Raw genomic sequence first — 20,422 nt, 5'->3', positions numbered from 1 at the left:
CGGACCCCGTATGACCGCTCCGGTCTCCCACCGGTGTTTCGCAAGCTACTCGGCCGCCCGCTTCCAACCGTCGGTGATGGATCGCCACTCACGAACCGGCCGGCTCGCGCGGCGCGCGACCCCGGTCATGCTCGCGATGCTCGCAGTGATCGCGAGCGCGTCGCGCGCCGCCGCCCACGCGGGCGGCGTCCGCAGCGCGACGCGCGAGACGGTGACGGTGCCCACCTGGCTGTTTCTCGGGACCGGTGGCGCCGTCGTCGGCGCGTCGTTCCTCCTCGCGTCGGCGGTCACCGACCGAGCGTTCATCCGACAGATCGACACGTGGGGACGGGCCCTCCCCGACGCCGGCCGAGTCGCCCGGCTACTCGCGAGAGCTGTCGGGATTGCCGGGCTTGCGATCACGGTCGTTGCCGGCGTGTTCGGCCCCGAAACCGCGGGCGACAGCGCGGCCGTCCTGATCGTGTGGGTCGGCTGGTGGGCCGTGTTCGTCCTCTCGTCGTACCTCCTCGGCAACGCGTGGCCGGCGGTCGACCCCTTCCGTGCGGTCGCCGGCGCGCTCCCGTCGCTCGACCGCTCGTACCCCGAACGGCTCGGGTCGTGGCCGGCGACCGTCGGCCTGCTCGCGCTCGTGTATCTCGAGGTCGTGACGCCGATGGCGGACGATCCGCGGCTGCTCACGGGCCTCGTGGTCGGCTACCTCACCGTCTCCGTCGCCGGCAGCGTCGCGTTCGGCGTCGACGACTGGTTCGGTACCGCCGACCCGGTGTCGCGGCTGCTGGCGGCGTACGGGCGGGTCGCTCCCGTCGCGCGCACCGACGAGGGCCTGCGCCTCCGGATTCCAGGGATGGGCCTCACCGACGCCGCGTGGGTCGACGGCCGCGACGACGTCGGCTTCGTCGTCGCGATCGTGTTCGTCACCACCTACGACGGATTCGTCGGCACCGCCGCGTGGGCCGACATCGCGCGCCCGCTGGTCGAGGCTGGGGTCCCCGCGCTGCTCGTCTACCTGGCGGCGATGCTGGTCGGCTACGCCCTGTTCCTCGCGCTGTATCTCGCGTCCGCCCGCGCGGCCCGCCGGACGGCCGACACGTACCTCGCCCCCGGCGTGCTCGCCCGGCGGTTCGCGCCGTCGCTGCTTGCAATCGCCGCCGGCTACCACCTCGCGCACAACCTGGCCACGGCGCTGTCGCTGTCGCCGACGCTCGCGGTCGTGCTCACGTCGCCGCTGTCGCCGCCGTCGTCGCTCCCGGTGTTGCTCGTGCCGGGGTGGGTCGGCGGGGTCGGCGTCGCCGCTGTGTTGGCGGGACACCTCCTGGCCGTCTGGGTGGCGCACTCGGCCGCCTACGACCTGTTCCCCGACCGACTCCAGGCGGTCCGGAGCCAGTACGGCGTCACCGTCGCGATGGTGGCGTACACGATGGCGAGCCTGTGGATCGTCTCGCGACCCGGAGGTGCACCCCCCTTCGTATGAGGGGCGAAAACGGAGCCGGCGGCGACGCCGGTACGGACGAAGTCCGCCGCCTCGACACCGCGACGACTACGGACGCGCGCGACCCGATCGCCGACCGCTACGAGGTGCCGCCCGAGGCGACCGCGTTCGCGTGCCCGCGCTGCGGTCGTCCGTTCGCCCGCGAGCGCCACCGCGACCTTCACCTCGGACAGGACCACGGCGACCTCGGGCCCGACGAACGCGCGGCATACGAGGCCGCCCGCGACGGTGAGACCGACAACCTCAGGCGATTTCGGATCGTCTCGTTGGGGCTGCTGGTGCTCCTGTACTTCGGGTTCCTGCTCTTGTACGCCGTCGCCGGTTGACCGGCGGTGGCGGCTTGCGGCGCCCGAAGCTGTCAACCGGTGAACCCACTGTCCGACGGCCGTCCGACCAGGCGGAAGGTATTTGCATCGGACGCAGCGATGTACCGCCGATGGACGGCGAAACAGTCGAAACGGTGACCGGATGGGAGTCCGAGCCGCTCTCGGGGGGGATCGACGGGCTCCGAACCTTGCAGTCCCGCGACTTCACCGGGGCGGTCACCGAGGGACACGCGTGGCTGTTCATGTTGAACGGCCGCGTGGTCGGCGTGTTCGACGGGTCGCTGGACTCGTTCGCGGACGCCGACGGCACCGCATACGCCGCGCCGGACCCCTCGCTGCCGCTCTTGTACGCGATGCGAGAGCGCGGCGGCGAGACGAAGGCGCGCTACTACACGAACGACACGGCCCTGTCGGCCGCGGACTCGAAGCTCTCCTCCGGGAAGTTCACCGGCTACATCGAACTCTCGGAGAACGTCCTCTCGGGCGATTACTACGCGGTCTACTACGGTGGTCGCCGGCTCGCGTGCGCGTTCGTCGGCACGGGCGAGCAGAAGCAGGTGCTCACCGGCGACGAGGCGTTCGAGGCGGCCGACGACGAGGTCGGCATCTACGAAGTCGTCGACGTCGACGTCGACGTCGTCGACATCCCCGACCCGGAACCCGAACCGACACCGGCGGCAGAACCGGGACCGGGATCCGAACCGGAAGCCGACGCCGAGTCGCCCGCGGACGACTCGCCGACGAGCATCACGTTCGGCGGGGCCGGCGAGTCGAGCGACGCCGGCGAATCGAGCGAACCGGGCGAACCGGGCGAACCGGGCGAACCGGGCGAACCGGGCGAACCGGGCGGACCGGACGGCGCGGCTGCGTCGGACGAACCGAGCGAAACCACCCGTCCGGCCGCCGCGTCAGAGCCGAGCGACGCGTCCGCGCCGACCGCGGCCGCCGACGGTGCAGTCGACGAGGCCGAGTCGGAGACGGCCGCATCGAGGGAACCGGCCGGTTCGGGCGAGGCCGCGGCGTCCAGGGCAGAACTCGAGTCCGAATCGCCGGTCTCCTCGACAGCGCCGTCGCCGAGCGACGACGAGGTGCGAGCCGCCGCCGACCCGGACCGTGAGACCCCGGGTCCGTCGCGGGAGGTCGAGTCCGACCGCTCCTCGGCGTCACGCTCGGACGCGCGACCGCGGGACGGCGCCGACGGCGAGGAGCCGAGCGGGGACGGGGACCCGTTCTCCGCGGAGGAACAGTGGCGCGAGACTCGGTCGATCCCGTCGCTCGACCCGTCGCGGACGTCGACGCGGGAGGCGGAGGGCGCACGAACGAACGGGGCGACCGCCGCCGAAGGTCGTCGCCAGCAGGCCCGATCGGAGCAGGAGCCGAACGGGGCTACCCGAGAACCGAGCGGACCCACCGCCCAAGAGCCGAACGGGTCAACTTCCGCGACGGCAAACGCCGATCGGCCGGTGGAGTCCCCCGCCAGCGATGCGGACGACAGGGGGTCGAGCGACCGCGGCGACGACCGACAGGACCGCACAGCGGGATCCGCGGACGCCGGCGAGGAACTCGCGGCCGCCCGGGAGGCGCTCGCGACGGCGCGCGCCGAACGAGACCGCGCCATCGAAGGCGCCCGGGAGGCGCGCGAGCAGCTCGAATCGAACGAGGACGAGCTCGATCGACTCCGCGAGGAGAACGACCGCCTCGCCGAGCGAGTCGAGGAGCTGGAGACGCAGTTGGCCGAGGCGCGCGAGGAACTGGAGACGGCCCGCGATCGGGCGTCCTCCGGCAGCGACGGCGACGCGCCCGCGCGGACGATTTCCGCCGACCGGGCGCTGGCGGGGACGAATCTGTTCGTCCGCTACGACTCGAAGGGCGGTGCGACGCTGGAGAAGGCCCACGCGGGCGGCTCGGGACGCTCGGACGTGAACGACAACCTCCGGCTGGAGGTACACACCGACTTCGAGGCGGAAGACGCGGCCGTCGACGGCCGGCCGTTCCGGGAGTACCTCACCGAGACCATCGAGTACGGGTTCGTCGAGTGGGCGGTCCGCGAGCTCCTGTACGAGATCCAAAGCACGGGCAACGAATCGGCGCTGCGTGACCTGTTCGACGCCATCCCGGAGATCGACCGCGCCGAACTCGACGGGACGGTCGCGGTCGACGACGCCGACGGCGGCGCGACCGAGCACACCTTCGACGTGGTGTTGCGAGACCGCATGGGCAACCCGCTGCTGGTGGCCGACGTGACGGAGGGCCGCGACGCGACGACCGAGTCGATGCTCGACGGGCTCGTCGGCGACGCGAGCGCCGTCGCCGACGCGGACGACCACCTCGCGGCCGGCTTCTACGTCACCGCGTCGTTCTTCGACCCGGGGGCGCTGGAGGCGGCCGCCGACGCGACCGGCGGCGGACTGCTCTCACGGGGCAAGCGCAAGAGCTTCGTGAAGCTCTCGCGCAAGCAGGGCTTTCACCTCTGTCTGGTCGAGTCGCGCGAGGGCGAGTTCCACGTGAACGTCCCCGAGCTGTAAGCGAACCGCGATTCGGACGGGCGTCGACTGGTTCTTCGGCCACTCACCGTCCCCAGTTTGTTCGATCGACGAGAAGAGACCCACTGCTACGGGGACAATCGCAGCGCTACGTGGCCGCAGCGGTGCGACCGCGAGAACCGTCGCCGAGCCCTGCTCAGCTTTCGAGTTCCGGTGCGTCCTCGATCCGCATGCCGCCGATCTTCTCGACGATCTCGTCGATCTTGCCGTCGAGTTCGTCGACGAACTCGGCGGTCCGCTCGGTCGTGATCGCGCCCTGGCTGGACGGCTCGATGAGGTTCTCCTCCTCGAGCACGCGCAGCGAGTAGCGGACTTTGTGGTGTGGGTAGCCCGTCTCGTTGGACATCTTCACGATCCCGATCGGCTCGTTCTCGATGACCATTCGGAGGACTTGGAGGTGCCGCTCCAGCATATCGACCTCCTTCTCCAGTCTGTCTATCATGGCACGTGTTAACTCGTCCGTGGCCCCTTTAAAAGTTCTCCTCCCGGCCGGGATCGGGTTGCCCGGCCGTCACGATGTCGGGCGATCTCGACCGGATCTCGTGTGTGTGTGTGGTTAACGGTTACGCCCGCGGCCGCCACGGTGATGCGTGGACTCGGATACCGTCACTGGCTGACGCCGAGTGATATCCATGGCTGTGGATCGTCATCGCAAGCGGACCGTAATCGGTTTACCGCGCGGCGCGGAACCAGCGTTCGGTATGACTGTCACCATCGTCGGATCCCAGCTCGGCGACGAGGGCAAGGGCGCCCTCGTCGACCTGTGGGGCGGGGACGCCGACGTCGTCGTGCGGTATCAGGGCGGCGACAACGCCGGCCACACCGTCGTCGAAGGCGGTGAGGAGTACGCGCTCTCGCTGGTTCCCTCCGGCGCCGTCCGCGACAAGATCGGCGTACTCGGGAACGGCTGCGTCGTGAACCCCCGGACGTTGTTCGAGGAGACTGAGACGCTCCGCGAGCGCGGGCTGGACCCCGACGTGCGCGTCGCCAAGCGCGCACACGTCATCATGCCGTACCACCGGCGCCTCGACGGGATCGAAGAGGAGGCGAAAGCCGACTCCGACTCCGGCGTCGAGGTCGGCACCACCGGGCGCGGTATCGGCCCCACCTACGAGGACAAGGCCGGCCGCCGCGGGATCCGCGTCGGCGACCTGCTCGACCCCGAGGTGTTGCGCGAGCGTCTGGAGTACGTCGTCCCGTACAAGCGCGCGGTCATCGAGGACGTGTACGGCCTCGATGCGGGCGAGGAGTGCGACATCGACGCGCTCCACGAGGAGTACGCCGAGATCGGGCGCCGGCTCCGCCAGGCGGAGATGGTCGTCAACTGCTCGGACTTCCTGCACGAGCGCCGCGCCGCCGGGGACAACGTGATGTTCGAGGGCGCGCAGGGCACGCTCATCGACATCGACCACGGGAGCTACCCGTACGTCACCTCCTCGAACCCGACCGCCGGGGGCGCCGCGACCGGCTCGGGGACGGGGCCGACGGTCACCGGCCGCGGCGAGGTCGTCGGCGTCGTGAAGGCGTACCTCTCTCGCGTCGGCGAGGGACCGATGCCGACCGAACTGGACGGCGACGAGCGCGAAGAGACGCTCGCCAGCGACATCCGCGAGAAGGGTGGTGAGTTCGGCACCGTCACCGGTCGTCCCCGCCGGATCGGCTGGCTCGACGTGCCGATGCTCCGGCACGCGGCCCGCGTCAACGGCTACACCGGGGTCGCCGTCAACCACCTCGACGTGCTCGCCGGGCTGGACGAGCTGAAGGTCGGCCACGCCTACGACCTCGACGGTGCGGAACGACTGTCGCTGCCCGCGACGACCGAGCGCTGGGCCGAGTGCGAGCCGGTGCTGCGCGAGTTCGAGCCGTGGGCGGCGTTCGACCCCGAGGCCGTCGCCGAGGAGGGATACGAGGCGCTCCCGAACGCGGCTCGCGACTACTTGGAGTACCTCGAGGCGCAACTCGACACCCCCGTCTACGCCGTCGGCGTCGGCCCCGATCGCGAGCAGACGATCGTGCGGTCGAACCCCTGGGAGTAAGGGGTCGCGGGGACCCGCGAACCCCCGCTGTGCGGCGTGGTGGCGCGTCCGCGCGCCGTCGCCCGACAGCGAACCCGCACGCTTTTGACCGACCCGCGCCACGAATCGGCTAATGAAAGCGTCCCTGTTGGACATCGTCTGCTGTCCGCTCGACAAGCACGACCTCGACCTCGACGTGACCGAGCGCGAGGAGGGCGACGACGGCGAGATCATCGCGGGAACGCTCACCTGCACGGACTGCGGCGAGACGTACCCCATCGAGGACGGGATCCCGAACCTGTTACCGCCGGACATGCGCGAGTAACGCGTTCTGATCAGTTTCGGATCGCCGTCCGATCGCCACCGCGGCGACGAACTTTTTTCTCGTCTCCGCGGGACGGGTACCTGTGTCGTCAGAGGCAGCTGTCCTGGGGGTAACGCTGAACCGCGAGCGACTCAACGAGGTGGCCGCGCCGGAGTCGTTCGCGGCTGACGGCGAGTTCGCCGTCGCGCTCAGAAACGAGGGCGAGCCGGTCCACGTCCACCTGCGGTTCGACGGGCCGCTGGCGGGGGTCGCCGCTGTCGCGCCGCCCAACCACTACGTGGACGAGGGGTCGACTCGTACGGTTCGCGTGTCGGTCGCGCCCGTTGCGGACGCGGTGACGGGGACGCTGGACATCATCGTGGGCCACGGCGCCGAGAAAACGACCGTGCAGCTCCGGATCGAGCCGCCGGAGCCTGAGGAGGAGGACAGTACCGTCCGGGAGGACGGCGATCTCGGCGGCGACGGCAGTATCGGCAGCGACGGGTCACGGGAGTCACCGCTGGCGAAACCGGCTGCCGAGGACGGGTCGCGGGAACCGTCGCCCGTTCGTCGGCGGGTCGACGAGTGGCTCGAGCGCGCTCGCGGCGCCGCGTCAGCGGCGAAAGGCGACGAGGGTTCTCCGCTCGACACCGGAACGATCGCAGTCGTGGCGCTGGCGGGGGCGGCGCTCGTCGGCGCGGGGGTGGTCGCCGTCACGCTCGACGGGCTCGCGGTCACGCTGGGGGTGGTTGCGGTGTGCATCGCAGTGCTGGTCGCGGGGTTCCTCCTGGTCGAGTAGACGCGAACAGCGAGTCGTGCGCAGTGAAGAGGCGGACACGGTGAGACGGGCAGCGTGATACGGCGGTCGCGGTGGAGCGACAGCGCGTCGGATCGACGTGCTGCGGTGGACCGCTACTCCTCGTGGTCGGTCGGGACGCCGCCGAGTGCGCCGTGGTCGTCGAACAGCTTCGCGCGGAGGTAGCGCGTCCGGTAGCGATTGGCGTCCTTGTACACGTCGGCCTCGCGGATCTCGTCGACGCGGCCGTCGGCGACGGCGTCGACGATCCCCTCCAGTTGCTCCTTTTCGCTGGGCGTGAGGTGGAACGTGTACTCTCGCGACTCCTCCTCCTCGAGTTTCGTCCATTTCCGGCCGGCAGCGATCACCAGCGAACACGGCTCGCGACACGGGAACGCCCCGACGCCGCCGTCGGCGGCGAGCTCGTCGTCCTCGCTGTACTGCCACTCTCGGCGCTTCACGCACTGCGAATCGTCACAGGCGGCTTCCGCGACCCACTCGACAGCCTCGCGCGGCAGCTCCGAGACGACGCCGTAGATGCCCGTCTGTCGATCGGTCGTGTCCGTCCAGTGGTCGACGTCGAGGGTTCCCCGCTGCTCGCGGTACCAGTTCGCGACCGTCGCGGGGTACAGCGTCTCCACGGTTTCGACGGCGTCGCGCCAGTCGAGGTCGGAGAACGCCCAGCCGGTCGGCATGTTCGTGCCGGTCTTCAGCGGGCGGTACATCCCGTCGTCGTCGTGCTTGGAGAGCTCGCGGGCCTCCAGGGGGTCGTGGTACGATTCCAGGTCCGCAAGCGGGCGGTCGGCGTCGTCGACGTGGCGCACGTCGTACCGCCGATACCCGTCGCCGTCGTCGGACAGCGTCGCCTCGATTCGAAGCTGTCCCCACTCGGTGACCATCCCGTCGGCGAGGGCGTCGTATCGGTCGTGAACGCCGTGGTCCTCGGCCGCCTCGGCGTGTCGGAGGAACGCCCGACGCGGGGAGTCGTGTCGCTGCACTTCCCGCTCCCAGAAGTACCAGTTGGTGACGTACGCGCTCCCGTCCGCATGGGCGTGCAACTCGGATTCCGAGAGTCCGGTCGCCTCGTGCTCGGGGGTGGCGAAGGCGTAGCCGCCGGCGTCGGCGGTCGCGTCGCGGTCGTCCCCGGTGCCCTCACGGGCGACGCGGAGGCCGTCGAAGTCGATTCCGCCGTCGGACCCAGCGGCCGACAGCAGCGCGTCGAACTGTCGCGCGAGCATTCAGTCGTCCGCCCCCGGGGCGACGCGGGTCGTCTCACGGACGGACTCGATGGCGGCGGTCACGTCGGCGCCGGCGTCGGCCGCGCGCTCCAGCACCACGTCGGCCATCAGCGACTCCGTCCCGACGGCGCCCGCGTACCAGATGCGGTGGCCGTCGACCGCGGCGGGCACGTCGTAGCCGGTGCGGTAGTCGTCGGTCAGCCCCATGTCCTCGGGGATGTCCTCCTGGGTGTGGAAGCCGTCCGAGATGAACAGCGGGACGACGACCACGTCCTCGACGGTGAAGTGGTCGGTCACGTCGTCGACCTCGGGCTCCTCGTCCATGTACAGCGCCTGCACCTCGTCGAAGCGGTCCATGTCGCGGACGCGGTCGGCGTGATACTCGATCGCCTTCGCGGAGTTCTCGTTGCGCTCGGTGCCGTGGCCGACGACGGCGAAGCCGAATCCCTCGCCCACGTCGGGGTCGTTCGTCACGCTCTCCGCGCGGCGAACGAGCACGTCCGTCATCGACTCGTGGGTGCCGACCGGGCCGCAGTAGTGGACCGTCTGGCCGGTGTCCTCAGCGGTGTACGTGGCCACGTCCGCCGAGAGGCCGTCGGAGTCCCAGTCGGTCACGTCCCAGTCGTCGAGCCTGAGTTCCCGGGGGATCACCTGTTCGGTGAAGTACCCCTCCGAGATGAACATCGGGACGACGTACACCTCGTCGGCCTCGCAGGTGCGCAGCACCTCTCGAAGGCTCGGTTCCTCCTTCCAGAATCCGGTTCGGACCTCGTCGAACGCGCCCGCCGCGCGGATGGTGTCCGCGTGGTCGTAGGTGGGCGCGCTCGATCCTGGGTTGAGATGCGACCCGTGGGCGACGATGACCAGCGCCTGACTCATGAGCGAATCGAGGGCCGGAGCGACCTTATCGCCTTCGGCAGGAGCGGAGGGTGGCGGGCGTCGGGAGCGCGCGCGAAGCGCCTCAGCGGGGAGCGGTTCAGACTTCGACGCAGGCGCGCGTGCCGGGGAGACACAGCCGTTGCCGGCGACGCCGTTGCGCCCACGCTCGAGCCACTGGCAGCAGTCGACGCCCCGCGAGTGCGACCGCCGCCCCGGCCGCCCCGGCGGCGACCAGCGGGACCGCAGACGCGAACACCGCCGCGAGCGCGAGCACGCCGAGCGCGACTGTCGGACCGATCGATGCGTCCGGTTCGGGGACTCCCTGCCTCCCGTGTGCGGGTCGTCTCATACACGAGAACCGTGGACCCCCGCGCACAAAATAGTATTCTGAATGATATTTCTGTCCGTCCGGTTACTGAAATCCAATTCAGGGAGGTGGCCATCTCGCGAATCGTCGGCGTTATCTCCGTCGCCGCCGCGCTCCCGTCCATGACCGTCGCCGAGGAGACCCGGGCCGCCGTCCGCGAGCGACCGTTCCTGTACGACGCCCTCCGCGCGGGCGTGGTGAACTACGCCGCCGCCGCGGCGACGCTCGACATCGACGCCGACCGCGACGCCGTAGCGACGGCGCTGCGACGCTTCGCGGACGAACTCGACGGGGAGGTCGGCGACGACGCGGACGCGAGAGTCCGACTGGAGCGCGGGGTCGGCGCAGTTGAGGGGGACACAGACGCTCCTGAACCGCTGCTCGCCGCCGGCGGGACTGCCTACGCCGGCGGCGCGGGGAACTCGACCGCGGTCGTCGCCGCCGGCGACGCGGGTCCGCGCGCGCTCGAACGCGTGCTCGGGCGACTCCGCACCGCCGGGGTCGCCGTCGAGGCGGCCGGAGTGACGCCGACGGGGCTGGTCGTGGTCGTCGGGCGTCGCGCCGGCGCCGACGCGCTCCGGGCCGTCGAGGCGGCGCTTGACGGCTGAACCCGTCGGTCTCTCGCTTCGATGGCCAGCCCCGATCGCCGACTCGATCTTCGACCGTTTAACACGGAGGACCGCGTAGCGGCGCCCGATATGGGTCTGTCCGTGACCAACACCCTGACGGGCGAACGGGAGGCGTTCGAGCCGGCGAGCGACGACGAGGTCCTGCTGTACGTCTGTGGGCTGACGGTCTCGGACGACGCGCACCTCGGGCACGCCCGCCTGTGGTTCCACGCCGACGTGCTCCACCGCTGGCTCGATCATCTCGGCTACGACGTGCGCCACGTCGAGAACGTCACCGACGTGAACGAGAAGATCGCCGCCCGCGTCGGCGAGCGAGAGGGGTGGGACAGCGAGGCCGACGTGGCTCGCCACTTCACCGAACAGGTGATCGACGACATGCGCGGGCTGAACCTCAAGCGCGCGGCGGTGTACCCCCGCGTCTCCGAGCACGTCCCGGAGATCATCGCGCTCGTCGAACGCCTGATCGAGTCGGGTCACGCCTACGAGGCGAACGGTTCCGTCTACTTCGACGTGACCGGCTTCGACGGCTACGGTCACCTCTCGAACCAGCGCCCCGAGGATCTGGAGGCCGACGAGGCGGAGGACGACGACGTGCTCGCGGAGAAGCGCCACCCCGGGGACTTCGCGCTGTGGAAGGCCGACGGCGTGAGCGAGGCGGCGGTCCGCGAGCACCGCAAGCACGACCACGACGGCGACCTCCCCGCCGGCCAGACGTGGGAGTCGCCCTGGGGCGAGGGGCGCCCCGGCTGGCACATCGAGTGCTCGGCGATGTCCACCACCCACCTCGGAGACACCCTCGACATCCACATGGGCGGGCGCGATCTGGTGTTCCCCCACCACGAGAACGAGATCGCCCAGAGCGAGGCCGCCACCGGCCACACGTTCGCGCGCTACTGGCTCCACAACGGCCTGTTGGAGACGACCGAGGACAAGATGTCCTCCAGTCTGGGCAACTTCTTCACGGTCTCGGACGCGCTCGAGGAGTTCGGGGTGAACGTCCTCCGCACGTTCTATCTCGGCGCGCAGTACCGCGGCGATCAGGTGTTCTCGACGGAGGCGATGACCGAGGCCGAGGAACGGTGGGACCGCCTGGAACGCGCCTACGAGGCCGCGGTCGACGCCTGCGACTCCGTCGACGCCCGAGCGAAGGCGACCGACGACGACCTCCGCACGGCAGTCGACGACGCCCGTGAGACGGCCGTCGAGGCGATGAACGACGACCTGAACGTCCGCGAGGCGTTCGGCGCGTTGCTCGACCTGGGGACGGCAGTCAACCGTCACGTCGAGCGCGTCGACGCCGGGGGCGAGGACGGCGCCGACGGTGCCGTCGCGTACGACTACCGGGGACTGCACCGCGCCGTCGAGGCCTTCGAGACGTTCGGCGGCGACGTGTTCGGGCTCGAACTCGGGCGCGAGGCCGGCGGCGACGTGGAACTGGTCGGCGATCTCGCGGACCTGGTGCTCGACGTGCGCGAGGCCGAGCGCGAGGCCGGTAACTACGAGCGCGCCGACCGCCTCCGCGACGACCTGGAGGCGCTCGGCCTGTCGGTCGAAGACGGTGATGACGGACCGGAAGTCCGGTTCGAGTAGGGCCGCGGACGCGCTTACTCCTCGGCCTCTTCTTCGGCGAACGCACCGGCAGCCGCCGGTACGACCAGTACGGGCCGGTCGGCGCCGCGGATCACTCGCTCGGCGACGCTGCCGAGGACGACCCGGCGGATGCCGCCGCGGCCGTGCGTGCCGACGACGATCACGTCGGCGCCGGCGTCGCTCGCGTACCCGCAGATTGCGCGGCTCGGCTCCCCGCCGATCACCTCGCCGTCGGCGTCGATGCCCGTCTCGCGGGCCCGGGCTACCACGGCGTCAACGGCGTCGCTCGCCCGCTCGTCGAGCGCGCGCCTGACAGCGGAGACCGTCTCGTCTGTGAGCAGTCCGCCGCCGACGTTCGCCACGGCTCCCGCCTCGTTGACGACGCTGACGGCGCTCAGGTGCGCCCCCAGCGCTCCCGCGAGTGCGACGCCGGTTCGCTCGGCGGTCGCCGCGGCGTCGCTGCCGTCAGTTGCGAGCAGGATCTCGGCGTCGGCACTCCAGCGTGGGCCGTCCTCACCGGGCAGGTCGCCCCCGTGAACCACGAGCACGGGCACGTCGACGGTCCGAACGAGCTTCTCCGCGACGCTTCCGAGCAGCGCGCGCCGCGCCCCGCCGCGGCCGTGGGTACCGATCACGAGCAGGTCTGCGCCGGCGTCGTTCAGATACGCGGACAGCTCACGGTGTGGGGTTCCCTCTCGGACGACCGGCTCGGCGTCGATGCCGGCGTCGCGGGCGAGTTCGGCGATCGCCGTGACGCGGTCGTCGGCGTCCTCGCGGGCCGCTCGGAGGTCGGTCACCCGCTGGCCGGTGGCGAATGGATCGACTACCGTACACGCGTGAAGTCGGGCGCCGAGGGCGCCCGAGAGCGCGAGCCCGGTCTCGACGGCCGCGTCTGCCGGATCGCTTCCGTCGGTCGCGACGACGATCTCGGTGAACTCGTGGTCGTCCATGGTCGGACGTTGTACGGATCGGGCGATAAATCCGCCGCTGTCTCCCATGTTCAGGCAGGCCCTTTGAGCACGTCACTCGGTGGTGAACAAGCGGGTGTCGTCGGGGATCGCGAACAGCCCCATGCGGACGCCGCAGTCGAGCCAGCCGTAGCCGTAGGAGTACGACGCCAGCGCGTTCACCGGGTCGTCGCGCTCGCGGAAGTGGCGGCCGTCGTCCAGGTAGGAAACGGCCATCTCCTCACACTCCAACGCCATCTCGTACAGGGGCGTCCCCGCGGGAACACACACCTCCGCCTCCTCGAGCGCGTCCGCGAGCATCTCTCCGTACCGGGTCGTCTTCTCGTCGAGATCGGCGGGCATGTCAGGACGGATCTGCCCGGCGCTCCCTGAGGGTGTCGCCATCGCGACGGCGACGCTCGGGCGTGCCGTGATGATCCTCGGACCCGTCGGAACCACGGCGGCGACTCCGCGGGATCCGGGTGAGTCCCACGATCACGCCCCGTCGCTGTCGGGATCCTCCTCGGGATCGAGGAATCCCCGATAGGGGCAGACGTGTTCGTCGCGGATGAGTTGCTCGTCGATGATATCCAGGCCAAGTTCGTCGAGTTCTCGGTTGATGCGGTCGAGGTCGTCGTGGTCGCGGCCGATCGCGTTCACGTACACGTTCCGCTCGCCGGTCATGATCTCTCGCACGGCGGTCACTCCGCGGATCTCCCTGGCTTTCCGACCCAGCTCGTCGCGCTCGGGGATGGTCGCCGTACAGACGATCTTCGTGTACAGCGGGTAGCCCGCGAGGTCGTAGTCGATGTCGATGTGGTAGCCGCGGACGATCCCCGACGCTTCGAGCTTGTTCAACCGGGTTCGAACCGTGCTCGCCGAGAGGTCGAGCTTCTCGGCGATGTCGCTCGATGAGGTCCCTCGCGCGTCCTGCTGAAGGTAATAGAGGATGTGTCTGTCGACCGAATCCAACTCGCCGTTCTTCATTCCTATCGTGGCGTGCCGCGGGAGGGTCATTAGTCTTCGTTCGTCACGCCGGTCTCCTCGCTCCCGATGGCGCAGGGGCTGTCGCGGACGGAAGCTGTTCTATGTATCCCGATCGTTGACGATCCGTCAATAGAAACGCCCCATTTATGCGGTTCCGACATGTATGTACGCGCACTCCCCGGTCTCTCACAATGAAGGAACTCGAACGAGACCTCGGTCTCCCGTCCGTCCTCGCGATCAGCATCGGCGCCATGATCGGCAGCGGCATCTTCATCCTGCCGGCGCTGGCGCTTGAGATCGCCGGGCCCGCGGTGATTCTCGCGTACGCGCTCGCCGGGCTGCTGGTGGTCCCGGCGGCGCTGTCGAAGTCGGAGATGGCGACGGCGATGCCCGAGGCCGGCGGCACGTACATCTACATCGAGCGCGGGATGGGCCCGCTGCTGGGCACGATCGCCGGCGTCGGCACGTGGTTCTCGCTGTCGTTCAAGGGCGCGCTCGCGCTCGTCGGCGGCGTTCCGTACCTCCTCCTGTTGTTCGATCTCCCGCTCAAGCCCGTCGCGCTGGGCATCGCAGCCGTGTTGATCCTCGTGAACGTCGTCGGCGCGAAGCAGACCGGTCGGCTTCAGGTCGCCATCGTCGCCGTGATGCTGGCGGCGCTGGGGTGGTTCGCCGCCGGCAGCGCCCCGAGCGTTCAGTCCGCCAACTACGTCGATTTCTTCGGCTACGGCGTCGAGGGCGTCCTCGCGGCGACCGGGCTGGTGTTCGTCTCGTACGCGGGCGTCACGAAGGTCGCCAGCGTCGCCGAGGAGATCGAAGATCCCGGTCGGAACATCCCGCTCGGGATCCTCGGGTCGCTGGCGTTCACGACGATCCTCTACGTCGTCATCGTCGCCGTGCTGGTCGGCATCACCGACCCCGGCAGCGTCGCGGGATCGCTGACCCCGGTCGCCGTCGGCGCCGAACAGACGCTCGGCCAGGCGGGAGTCGTCGCGGTCATCATCGCGGCCGTGCTCGCGCTCGTTTCGACGGCGAACGCGGGGATCCTCTCGTCGTCGCGATACCCGTTCGCCATGAGCCGCGACCAGCTCGCGCCGCCGTCGCTGTCGTCGGTCAGCGAGCGGTTCGGCACGCCCGTCACGTCGATTACGGTGACCGGCGTGGTGTTGCTGGCGCTGATCGCGTTCGTCCCAATCCTCGACATCGCGAAGTTGGCGAGCGCATTCCAGATCATGGTGTTCGCGATGATCAACGTCGCGGTGATCGCCTTCCGCGAGGGGAGCACCGAGTACGAGCCCGAGTTCACCTCGCCGCTGTACCCGTGGGTCCAGGTGTTTGGCGCCGTCTCCGGGCTCCTGTTGTTGACCCAGATGGGGACCGTCGCGCTCTCGGGCGCGGCCGTCATCACCGTCGGCAGCGTCGTCTGGTACTACCTGTACGTCCGCCCGCGGGTCGACCGCGAGGGCGCCGCGACCGACGCGATCCGGCGGCAGGTCAGCCGCGAGGCGCTCTCGGAGATCGAGTCCGCGCTCGCCGAGCGTCCCGACACCAACGAGGTGCTGCTCGCGCTTACGAAGGATCTCGACGCGGACCGGGAACGCTCGCTGGTCGCGCTGGCCGCGGATCTGGTCCGTGAGGACGGCGGCCGCGTCGTCGCCGTCCGGTTCGAGGAAGTGCCCGACCAGGCGCCGCTTACCGAGGGGGTGACCGCGCAGTCCGACGCGGACCGGACCTTCGAGACGCGGGTGAACGCCCTCGGCGATGAGTTCGACGTCGACGTCGAAGCCGACGAGATCGTCAGCCACGACACGAAACACGCGGTCGTCAACTTCGCGTCCCACCGCGGGGTGGACACGATCGTCACCGAACACGAGCCCCTCCGCGTCCGCTCGCGGCTGTTCGGCGACCCGATCGACTGGGTCGTCAGACACGCGCCCTGCGACGTGCTGCTCGTCGACAACCTCGGCTACGACGACCCCGAACGCGTGGTGCTCTCGGGCGACGTGGGCCCGTATCCGGCGCTGGCGGTCGACGTCGCCGAGGCGGTCGCCGCCGCCAACGGCGGCGAGCTGTCGCTGTGGCAGCCGGCGGGCGAGGACTCCGACAAACAGCGCCGGCTCGTCGAGGACTACCGCGCGGAGCTGTCGGAGCTGGTGTCGGTTCCTGTCGGCACCGAGTCGGTTCGGACGGACGGCGGCCGCCCGCCGATGCCGGACCTGCTCGTCCGCCGCGGCGCAGACCACCGACTCCGCAACGCCCTGCTCGACGAGCGGCCGGAGTTCCCGAATCCGGGCTGTACGACGGTCACCGTCTACCCGCACGAGTCGAGCCGGGTCGGGCTCTCGCGGCGGCTGATCGAGCGGCTCGCGTTCTGACGGGCGTGTCGCGGCCGCGGTCGATCACCGTTGTCGATCTGAGGTTGTCTTGTTCTATACTAACAATACTGTTGTCCGCGGAGCGAGCACGACAGCACAACGTACAAACCCCGTTCGGCCGTATCGTTCGGTAATGACAGCTACGTCCGAGATCGTCGAACATCGTCCGTTGATCATCGCCGGCACCGGCTCGGCGGGCCTCACGGCGGCCATCTACGCGGCCCGGTCGAACAACGAGCCCCTCGTGTTCGAGGGCGACGAGCCGGGAGGACAGCTCACGCTCACCTCCGAGGTTGAGAACTTCCCGGGGTTCCCCGAGGGGATCAACGGCGCGGAGTTCATAAACAACGCCAAAACGCAGGCGAAGCGCTTCGGCGCCGAGGTGAAGAACGGCATCGTCGAGTCGGTGGACGACTCCTCGCGTCCGTTCCGCGTCGAGCTCACCAACGGCGACGTGTACACCGCGGACGCCGTGATCGCGGCGTCCGGTGCGTCCGCGCGGACGCTCGGCATCCCCGGCGAGGACGAACTGATGGGCTTCGGCCTGTCGACGTGTGCGACGTGTGACGGGGCGTTCTTCCGCGACGAGGACATGCTCGTCGTCGGCGGCGGCGACGCCGCCATGGAGGAGGCGAGCTTCCTGACGAAGTTCGCCGACACCGTGTACCTCGCCCACCGCCGCGAGGAGTTCCGCGCGGAGGACTACTGGATCGACCGCGTGATGGACCACGTCGACGACGGGAACATCGAGATCATGCGCAACACCGAGGTCACCGAGCTCCACGGGACAGCCGAGGCGGGCGTCGAGTCGGTCACGCTCGTTCGCAACCCCGAGGGACACCCGACGGACAAGCTCGAGGACCCCGAGACCGAAGAGTGGGAGTTCGAGGTCGGCGCGGTGTTCTACGCCATCGGCCACACGCCCAACACCGACTACCTCGCCGACACCGGCGTCGAACTCGACGACGACGGCTACCTGAAGACCGAGGGCGGCTCCGGCGGCGGGCAGACGGCGACGGGCGTGTCCGGACTGTTCGGCGCCGGCGACGTGGTCGACTACCACTACCAGCAGGCCGTTACGGCCGCCGGGATGGGGAGCAAGGCCGCCATCGACGCCGACGACTACTTGGAGGACCTGAAGCGCGCTGAGACAGCGCAAGCCGAGGAGGAGCCAGCGGCCGCCGACGACTGAGATCCTCTTTTCGCCTCGGAGTTCCTCGGCCGCCTCCGGCGGCCTGCGGGAACCGCTCGGCGAAATCCCGTTCACGCCAAAGCCGCTCGCTCGGCGTCCGGCCTCGCTCGCGGTACAGTCCGGTTGCCTGCCGCCGGGGGGGCACCGACGCAGTAGGTTCCGGACGCGGTTCGCTTCCCGCTGTCGCCGGGATCAGCGGACGTTGCGCAGGGCGAACACAGAAGCTTGCGGCGGCTCCCCGCGACCCACGGACCTTTACGTCCGGTGACCCTCCGAGGAGCCATGGTTGGAACTGAAACCTACACCGTTACCGGACCGGACGGCGACAGCGACGAGGTCGACCTCCCCGAGGGGCTCGTCGACATGCTCGCCGAGCAGGGCGAGGACCCCAGCGAGGTCATCAGCGACGTGATCCTCCAGGCGTTCGCCCAGCAGGCCCACGCCATCGCCCACCACAGCGAGGGCGAGGCGCCCCAGGACGTGCTCGACATCAACGAGAAGGCCGAGGAGCTGTTCGAGGAGCGCTTCGGACAGAGTCTCTCGGACGCGATGGGTCACTCGCACTAACGCGACTGACGAACCGCGCCGACCCCGCCGAACGACCCGACTCCGCCGAACTGCCTGCCGTTCTCGCGCGCTACAGCGACGTGACCGACAGCAGCGGCACCATCGCGCCGATCCCGACGAGGACGCCGGCGACCAACTCGCGCTTCCCGCCGCCCGCGAGACCCTCGCCCAGCTCCAGCGCCTCCGGAATGAACTCCGTGAGCACGAGATACACCATCGCGCCCGCCGCGAAGCCGAAGCCGACCGGGAGAAACCGCTCGGCGAGCGTGACGAAATAGAAGGCGATCACCGCCCCGATCGGCTGCGGCAGGCTCGAGAACACCGCCCACCACACCATCTTCGGCGGCGACACGTCCATCGAGCGAAGCGGGATCGACACGGCCACGCCCTCGGGGACGTTGTGGATGGAGATCGCGACGGTCATGAACACCGCGAGCAGCGGCACCGCGGTGCCGAACACGAGGACGCCGCCGGGCGTGTCGAATCCCAACTCCGCGAACGAGACGCCGACGGCGACCCCCTCCGGGAAGCTGTGAACAGTGAGCACGCCGAGGATGAGCAGGAGCTTCTTGAAGTCGGCCTCTTCGTACACGCCGGGATCGACCTCCGCCCCCTCGATCAGTTCGTGGGCGACGACGACCAGCAGGACCCCCGCCAGCACGCCCACGCCCAAGTCCAACGGCCCGCCGTACGCGAGCCCCTCGCTCACCAGCCCGAACAGCGACGCGCCGAGCATGATCCCCGACGCGAGCCCCCACAGCACCACGTTCCACCGGTCGCCGATCTCGTCGACGAGGAAGAACGGGATCGCGCCCAGCCCGGTCGCGAGCGCGGTGATCAACCCCGCGAGGAACACGAAGACGTACGCGCCGAACTCCGCCATGTCCGACGGTTGTCGCCCTGCGCGGTTAACTACCACGAAACTGATATTTTCGGCCGACCGAAACTCACGGGGTCTTGCGGCGCGCCGGGTCACCGCTGGCGGGCGAGCGAGCGTCAGTCGGTTCGCCAGTCGCGGTCAGTCCGGTTCAGGCGGACGCAGCCGTCGTCGGTGACGACCACCAGGTCCTCAATCCGGACGCCGAACTCGCCGGACAGGTAGACGCCGGGTTCGACGCTGAACACCATTCCCGGCACCAGTTCGCGCTCGCCGCCGGCGACGACGTACGGCTCCTCGTGAACGTCGAGGCCGACGCCGTGGCCCGTGCGATGGACGAACTCGTCGCCGTAGCCCGCCTCCGCGATGACCTCGCGGGCGGCGGCGTCGATCTCGCCGGTCGTGGCGCCCGGCTCGACCGCCTCGACGGCGGCCTCCTGCGCCTCGCGGACGGCGCGGTGGACCTCCCGGAAGCCCGCCGGCGGCGACTCGTTGCCGAACACGAGCGTCCGGGTCTGGTCGGAGGGGTAGCCGTCGACGCGGGTGCCGAAGTCGAGGACGACCGGGTCGCCCGCCTCGATCACGCGGTCGCCGTGGGTGTGATGGGGCATCGCGCCGTTCGGCCCCGAGCCGACGATCGTGTCGAAGGAGACGCCGACCCCGCCGTTGGCCGCGAGGCGGTCCTCGACGTGGCGGGCGAGGTCCGTTTCGGTCATCCCCACGACCTCCTCGCCCCACTCGCGGAGGTCGCGCACGACGGCGTCGGCCGCCTCGCCGGCGCGGCGGAGCGCGGCGACCTCGGCGTCGTCCTTGACCACGCGCAGGTCCGCGAGGGCGGCCGTCGCGAGCCCCCACGTCGCGTCGGGAAGCACCCGCCGGAGATCCTGGGTGAAGCGCGCGTGCATCGTGTCGTCGACGAGGACGTGCGGCGCGTCGTTCGCGAGCGCGAGGTCGGCCGCGACGGACTCGACCGCCGCGACGGGGTCCTCGTCGTCGCCCCACGTGCGCACGTCCGCCACGGCCGACTCGGCGCGCACCTGCTCGCCGGACAGTTCCGGGACGAGGAACACCGGGTCGGCGTCGGGCACGACGAACAGCAGGAAGTGGCGTTCGCTCGGGTGTTCATCGAGCCCGGTGAGGTACCGCAGATTCGTGCTCGGGAACAAGACGAGCGCGTCGGCGTCGACGTCGGCGGCGACGAGGCGTTCCCGCGCGGCGTCGAGTCGACGGGCGTACGGCGCGTCGTCGGACGCGTCGGGGTTGGCGTCGGTCATGTGTGAGGATTCTCCCGCCGCCGAGTTGAA

At 70.1% G+C, this 20,422-nt stretch carries 20 protein-coding genes; 11 read left to right on the top strand and 9 right to left on the bottom strand.

What is annotated here, in order from left to right; genetic code table 11:
- The first annotated feature begins 76 nt into the window (after positions 1-76).
- The 3 genes from P0Y41_RS05630 to P0Y41_RS05620 all read left to right on the top strand — a co-directional run bounded on the left by P0Y41_RS05630 (position 77) and on the right by P0Y41_RS05620 (position 4,340).
- Positions 77-1,471, top strand: coding sequence for a hypothetical protein (locus P0Y41_RS05630; protein ID WP_284062989.1), 1,395 nt, complete (start codon positions 77-79; stop codon positions 1,469-1,471).
- Positions 1,468-1,815 (top strand): DUF7410 domain-containing protein, encoded by a 348-nt coding sequence (locus tag P0Y41_RS05625; RefSeq protein ID WP_284062988.1) that lies wholly within the window; start codon positions 1,468-1,470, stop codon positions 1,813-1,815. Before P0Y41_RS05630 ends, P0Y41_RS05625 begins: the two co-directional genes overlap by 4 nt.
- A gap of 110 nt (positions 1,816-1,925) precedes the next feature.
- Entirely contained in the window at positions 1,926-4,340 is a 2,415-nt protein-coding gene (locus P0Y41_RS05620; RefSeq protein WP_284062987.1) for a DUF7527 domain-containing protein, read from the top strand.
- A gap of 154 nt (positions 4,341-4,494) precedes the next feature.
- Here P0Y41_RS05620 and P0Y41_RS05615 read toward each other — a convergent pair whose 3' ends face one another.
- On the bottom strand, positions 4,495-4,800 hold the full coding sequence (locus P0Y41_RS05615) for a hypothetical protein (RefSeq protein WP_284062986.1): 306 nt from the start codon (positions 4,798-4,800) through the stop codon (positions 4,495-4,497).
- A 259-nt stretch (positions 4,801-5,059) separates the two neighbouring features.
- Here P0Y41_RS05615 and P0Y41_RS05610 point away from each other — a divergent pair, with 259 nt between their 5' ends.
- From P0Y41_RS05610 to P0Y41_RS05600, 3 genes are all read left to right on the top strand, one after another.
- Entirely contained in the window at positions 5,060-6,394 is a 1,335-nt protein-coding gene (locus P0Y41_RS05610) for an adenylosuccinate synthase (protein ID WP_284062985.1), read from the top strand.
- 112 nt (positions 6,395-6,506) lie between these two features.
- A complete protein-coding gene (locus P0Y41_RS05605; RefSeq protein ID WP_284062984.1) occupies positions 6,507-6,698 on the top strand; it encodes a methytransferase partner Trm112 in 192 nt (63 codons plus the stop codon).
- A gap of 82 nt (positions 6,699-6,780) precedes the next feature.
- A complete protein-coding gene (locus P0Y41_RS05600) occupies positions 6,781-7,476 on the top strand; it encodes a DUF7524 family protein (protein ID WP_284062983.1) in 696 nt (231 codons plus the stop codon).
- Positions 7,477-7,589: 113 nt separating this feature from the next.
- Here P0Y41_RS05600 and P0Y41_RS05595 read toward each other — a convergent pair whose 3' ends face one another.
- The 3 genes from P0Y41_RS05595 to P0Y41_RS05585 all read right to left on the bottom strand — a co-directional run bounded on the left by P0Y41_RS05595 (position 7,590) and on the right by P0Y41_RS05585 (position 9,939).
- Entirely contained in the window at positions 7,590-8,711 is a 1,122-nt protein-coding gene (locus tag P0Y41_RS05595) for a DR2241 family protein (protein ID WP_284062982.1), read from the bottom strand.
- The gene (locus P0Y41_RS05590; protein ID WP_284062981.1) at positions 8,712-9,590 is read right to left on the bottom strand and encodes a CbiX/SirB N-terminal domain-containing protein; all 879 of its coding nucleotides are present in this window, start codon (positions 9,588-9,590) and stop codon (positions 8,712-8,714) included.
- Positions 9,591-9,687: 97 nt separating this feature from the next.
- On the bottom strand, positions 9,688-9,939 hold the full coding sequence (locus P0Y41_RS05585) for a hypothetical protein (protein WP_284062980.1): 252 nt from the start codon (positions 9,937-9,939) through the stop codon (positions 9,688-9,690).
- A gap of 140 nt (positions 9,940-10,079) precedes the next feature.
- On the opposite strand from P0Y41_RS05585, the gene P0Y41_RS05580 reads away from it, so the two are divergent.
- Entirely contained in the window at positions 10,080-10,565 is a 486-nt protein-coding gene (locus P0Y41_RS05580; RefSeq protein WP_284062979.1) for a DUF7523 family protein, read from the top strand.
- A 90-nt stretch (positions 10,566-10,655) separates the two neighbouring features.
- Positions 10,656-12,176, top strand: coding sequence for a cysteine--tRNA ligase (gene cysS, locus P0Y41_RS05575; protein ID WP_284062978.1), 1,521 nt, complete (start codon positions 10,656-10,658; stop codon positions 12,174-12,176).
- A gap of 14 nt (positions 12,177-12,190) precedes the next feature.
- On the opposite strand, the gene P0Y41_RS05570 is transcribed toward cysS, so the two are convergent.
- The 3 genes from P0Y41_RS05570 to P0Y41_RS05560 form a co-directional block, all read right to left on the bottom strand.
- Positions 12,191-13,126, bottom strand: coding sequence for a universal stress protein (locus P0Y41_RS05570; protein WP_284062977.1), 936 nt, complete (start codon positions 13,124-13,126; stop codon positions 12,191-12,193).
- Between the two features lie 72 nt (positions 13,127-13,198).
- The gene (locus P0Y41_RS05565; RefSeq protein ID WP_284063352.1) at positions 13,199-13,486 is read right to left on the bottom strand and encodes a DUF357 domain-containing protein; all 288 of its coding nucleotides are present in this window, start codon (positions 13,484-13,486) and stop codon (positions 13,199-13,201) included.
- Between the two features lie 132 nt (positions 13,487-13,618).
- Positions 13,619-14,110 carry an Lrp/AsnC family transcriptional regulator gene (locus tag P0Y41_RS05560; RefSeq protein WP_284062976.1) on the bottom strand — a complete coding sequence of 164 codons (492 nt, stop codon included), beginning with the start codon at positions 14,108-14,110 and terminating at the stop codon, positions 13,619-13,621.
- 191 nt (positions 14,111-14,301) lie between these two features.
- Between P0Y41_RS05560 and P0Y41_RS05555 the strand changes: the two genes are divergently transcribed.
- The 3 genes from P0Y41_RS05555 (at position 14,302) to P0Y41_RS05545 (ending at position 18,241) form a co-directional block, all read left to right on the top strand.
- Positions 14,302-16,482 (top strand): universal stress protein, encoded by a 2,181-nt coding sequence (locus P0Y41_RS05555; protein ID WP_284062975.1) that lies wholly within the window; start codon positions 14,302-14,304, stop codon positions 16,480-16,482.
- A gap of 133 nt (positions 16,483-16,615) precedes the next feature.
- Complete coding sequence (locus tag P0Y41_RS05550) at positions 16,616-17,674, top strand: NAD(P)/FAD-dependent oxidoreductase (RefSeq protein WP_284062974.1); 1,059 nt, start codon at positions 16,616-16,618, stop codon at positions 17,672-17,674.
- A gap of 282 nt (positions 17,675-17,956) precedes the next feature.
- Entirely contained in the window at positions 17,957-18,241 is a 285-nt protein-coding gene (locus P0Y41_RS05545; RefSeq protein ID WP_284062973.1) for a DUF7545 family protein, read from the top strand.
- Between the two features lie 70 nt (positions 18,242-18,311).
- Here P0Y41_RS05545 and P0Y41_RS05540 read toward each other — a convergent pair whose 3' ends face one another.
- Positions 18,312-19,124 carry a ZIP family metal transporter gene (locus tag P0Y41_RS05540; RefSeq protein ID WP_284062972.1) on the bottom strand — a complete coding sequence of 271 codons (813 nt, stop codon included), beginning with the start codon at positions 19,122-19,124 and terminating at the stop codon, positions 18,312-18,314.
- A 113-nt stretch (positions 19,125-19,237) separates the two neighbouring features.
- The gene (locus tag P0Y41_RS05535) at positions 19,238-20,392 is read right to left on the bottom strand and encodes a M24 family metallopeptidase (RefSeq protein ID WP_284062971.1); all 1,155 of its coding nucleotides are present in this window, start codon (positions 20,390-20,392) and stop codon (positions 19,238-19,240) included.
- Between the last annotated feature and the right edge of the window lie 30 nt (positions 20,393-20,422).

This window comes from Halobaculum halobium (assembly GCF_030127145.1).
In the GTDB taxonomy this organism is placed as follows: domain Archaea; phylum Halobacteriota; class Halobacteria; order Halobacteriales; family Haloferacaceae; genus Halobaculum; species Halobaculum halobium.
Note: the sequence above shows the minus strand (reverse complement) of the source record. Positions and strands in the feature narration are given on the sequence as shown.

Bases quoted from the DNA above. Each gene is read 5' to 3' on its own strand.
- P0Y41_RS05590 (WP_284062981.1), bottom strand. From the start codon at position 9,590: ATGAGTCAGGCGCTGGTCATCGTCGCCCACGGGTCGCATCTCAACCCA.
- P0Y41_RS05615 (WP_284062986.1), bottom strand. From the start codon at position 4,800: ATGATAGACAGACTGGAGAAGGAGGTCGATATGCTGGAGCGGCACCTC.
- P0Y41_RS05610 (WP_284062985.1), top strand. From the start codon at position 5,060: ATGACTGTCACCATCGTCGGATCCCAGCTCGGCGACGAGGGCAAGGGC.
- P0Y41_RS05620 (WP_284062987.1), top strand. From the start codon at position 1,926: ATGGACGGCGAAACAGTCGAAACGGTGACCGGATGGGAGTCCGAGCCG.
- cysS (WP_284062978.1), top strand. From the start codon at position 10,656: ATGGGTCTGTCCGTGACCAACACCCTGACGGGCGAACGGGAGGCGTTC.
- P0Y41_RS05565 (WP_284063352.1), bottom strand. From the start codon at position 13,486: ATGCCCGCCGATCTCGACGAGAAGACGACCCGGTACGGAGAGATGCTC.
- P0Y41_RS05625 (WP_284062988.1), top strand. From the start codon at position 1,468: ATGAGGGGCGAAAACGGAGCCGGCGGCGACGCCGGTACGGACGAAGTC.
- P0Y41_RS05595 (WP_284062982.1), bottom strand. From the start codon at position 8,711: ATGCTCGCGCGACAGTTCGACGCGCTGCTGTCGGCCGCTGGGTCCGAC.
- P0Y41_RS05560 (WP_284062976.1), bottom strand. From the start codon at position 14,110: ATGAAGAACGGCGAGTTGGATTCGGTCGACAGACACATCCTCTATTAC.
- P0Y41_RS05630 (WP_284062989.1), top strand. From the start codon at position 77: ATGGATCGCCACTCACGAACCGGCCGGCTCGCGCGGCGCGCGACCCCG.
- P0Y41_RS05585 (WP_284062980.1), bottom strand. From the start codon at position 9,939: ATGAGACGACCCGCACACGGGAGGCAGGGAGTCCCCGAACCGGACGCA.
- P0Y41_RS05545 (WP_284062973.1), top strand. From the start codon at position 17,957: ATGGTTGGAACTGAAACCTACACCGTTACCGGACCGGACGGCGACAGC.
- P0Y41_RS05535 (WP_284062971.1), bottom strand. From the start codon at position 20,392: ATGACCGACGCCAACCCCGACGCGTCCGACGACGCGCCGTACGCCCGT.
- P0Y41_RS05580 (WP_284062979.1), top strand. From the start codon at position 10,080: ATGACCGTCGCCGAGGAGACCCGGGCCGCCGTCCGCGAGCGACCGTTC.
- P0Y41_RS05540 (WP_284062972.1), bottom strand. From the start codon at position 19,124: ATGGCGGAGTTCGGCGCGTACGTCTTCGTGTTCCTCGCGGGGTTGATC.
- P0Y41_RS05605 (WP_284062984.1), top strand. From the start codon at position 6,507: ATGAAAGCGTCCCTGTTGGACATCGTCTGCTGTCCGCTCGACAAGCAC.
- P0Y41_RS05555 (WP_284062975.1), top strand. From the start codon at position 14,302: ATGAAGGAACTCGAACGAGACCTCGGTCTCCCGTCCGTCCTCGCGATC.
- P0Y41_RS05550 (WP_284062974.1), top strand. From the start codon at position 16,616: ATGACAGCTACGTCCGAGATCGTCGAACATCGTCCGTTGATCATCGCC.
- P0Y41_RS05570 (WP_284062977.1), bottom strand. From the start codon at position 13,126: ATGGACGACCACGAGTTCACCGAGATCGTCGTCGCGACCGACGGAAGC.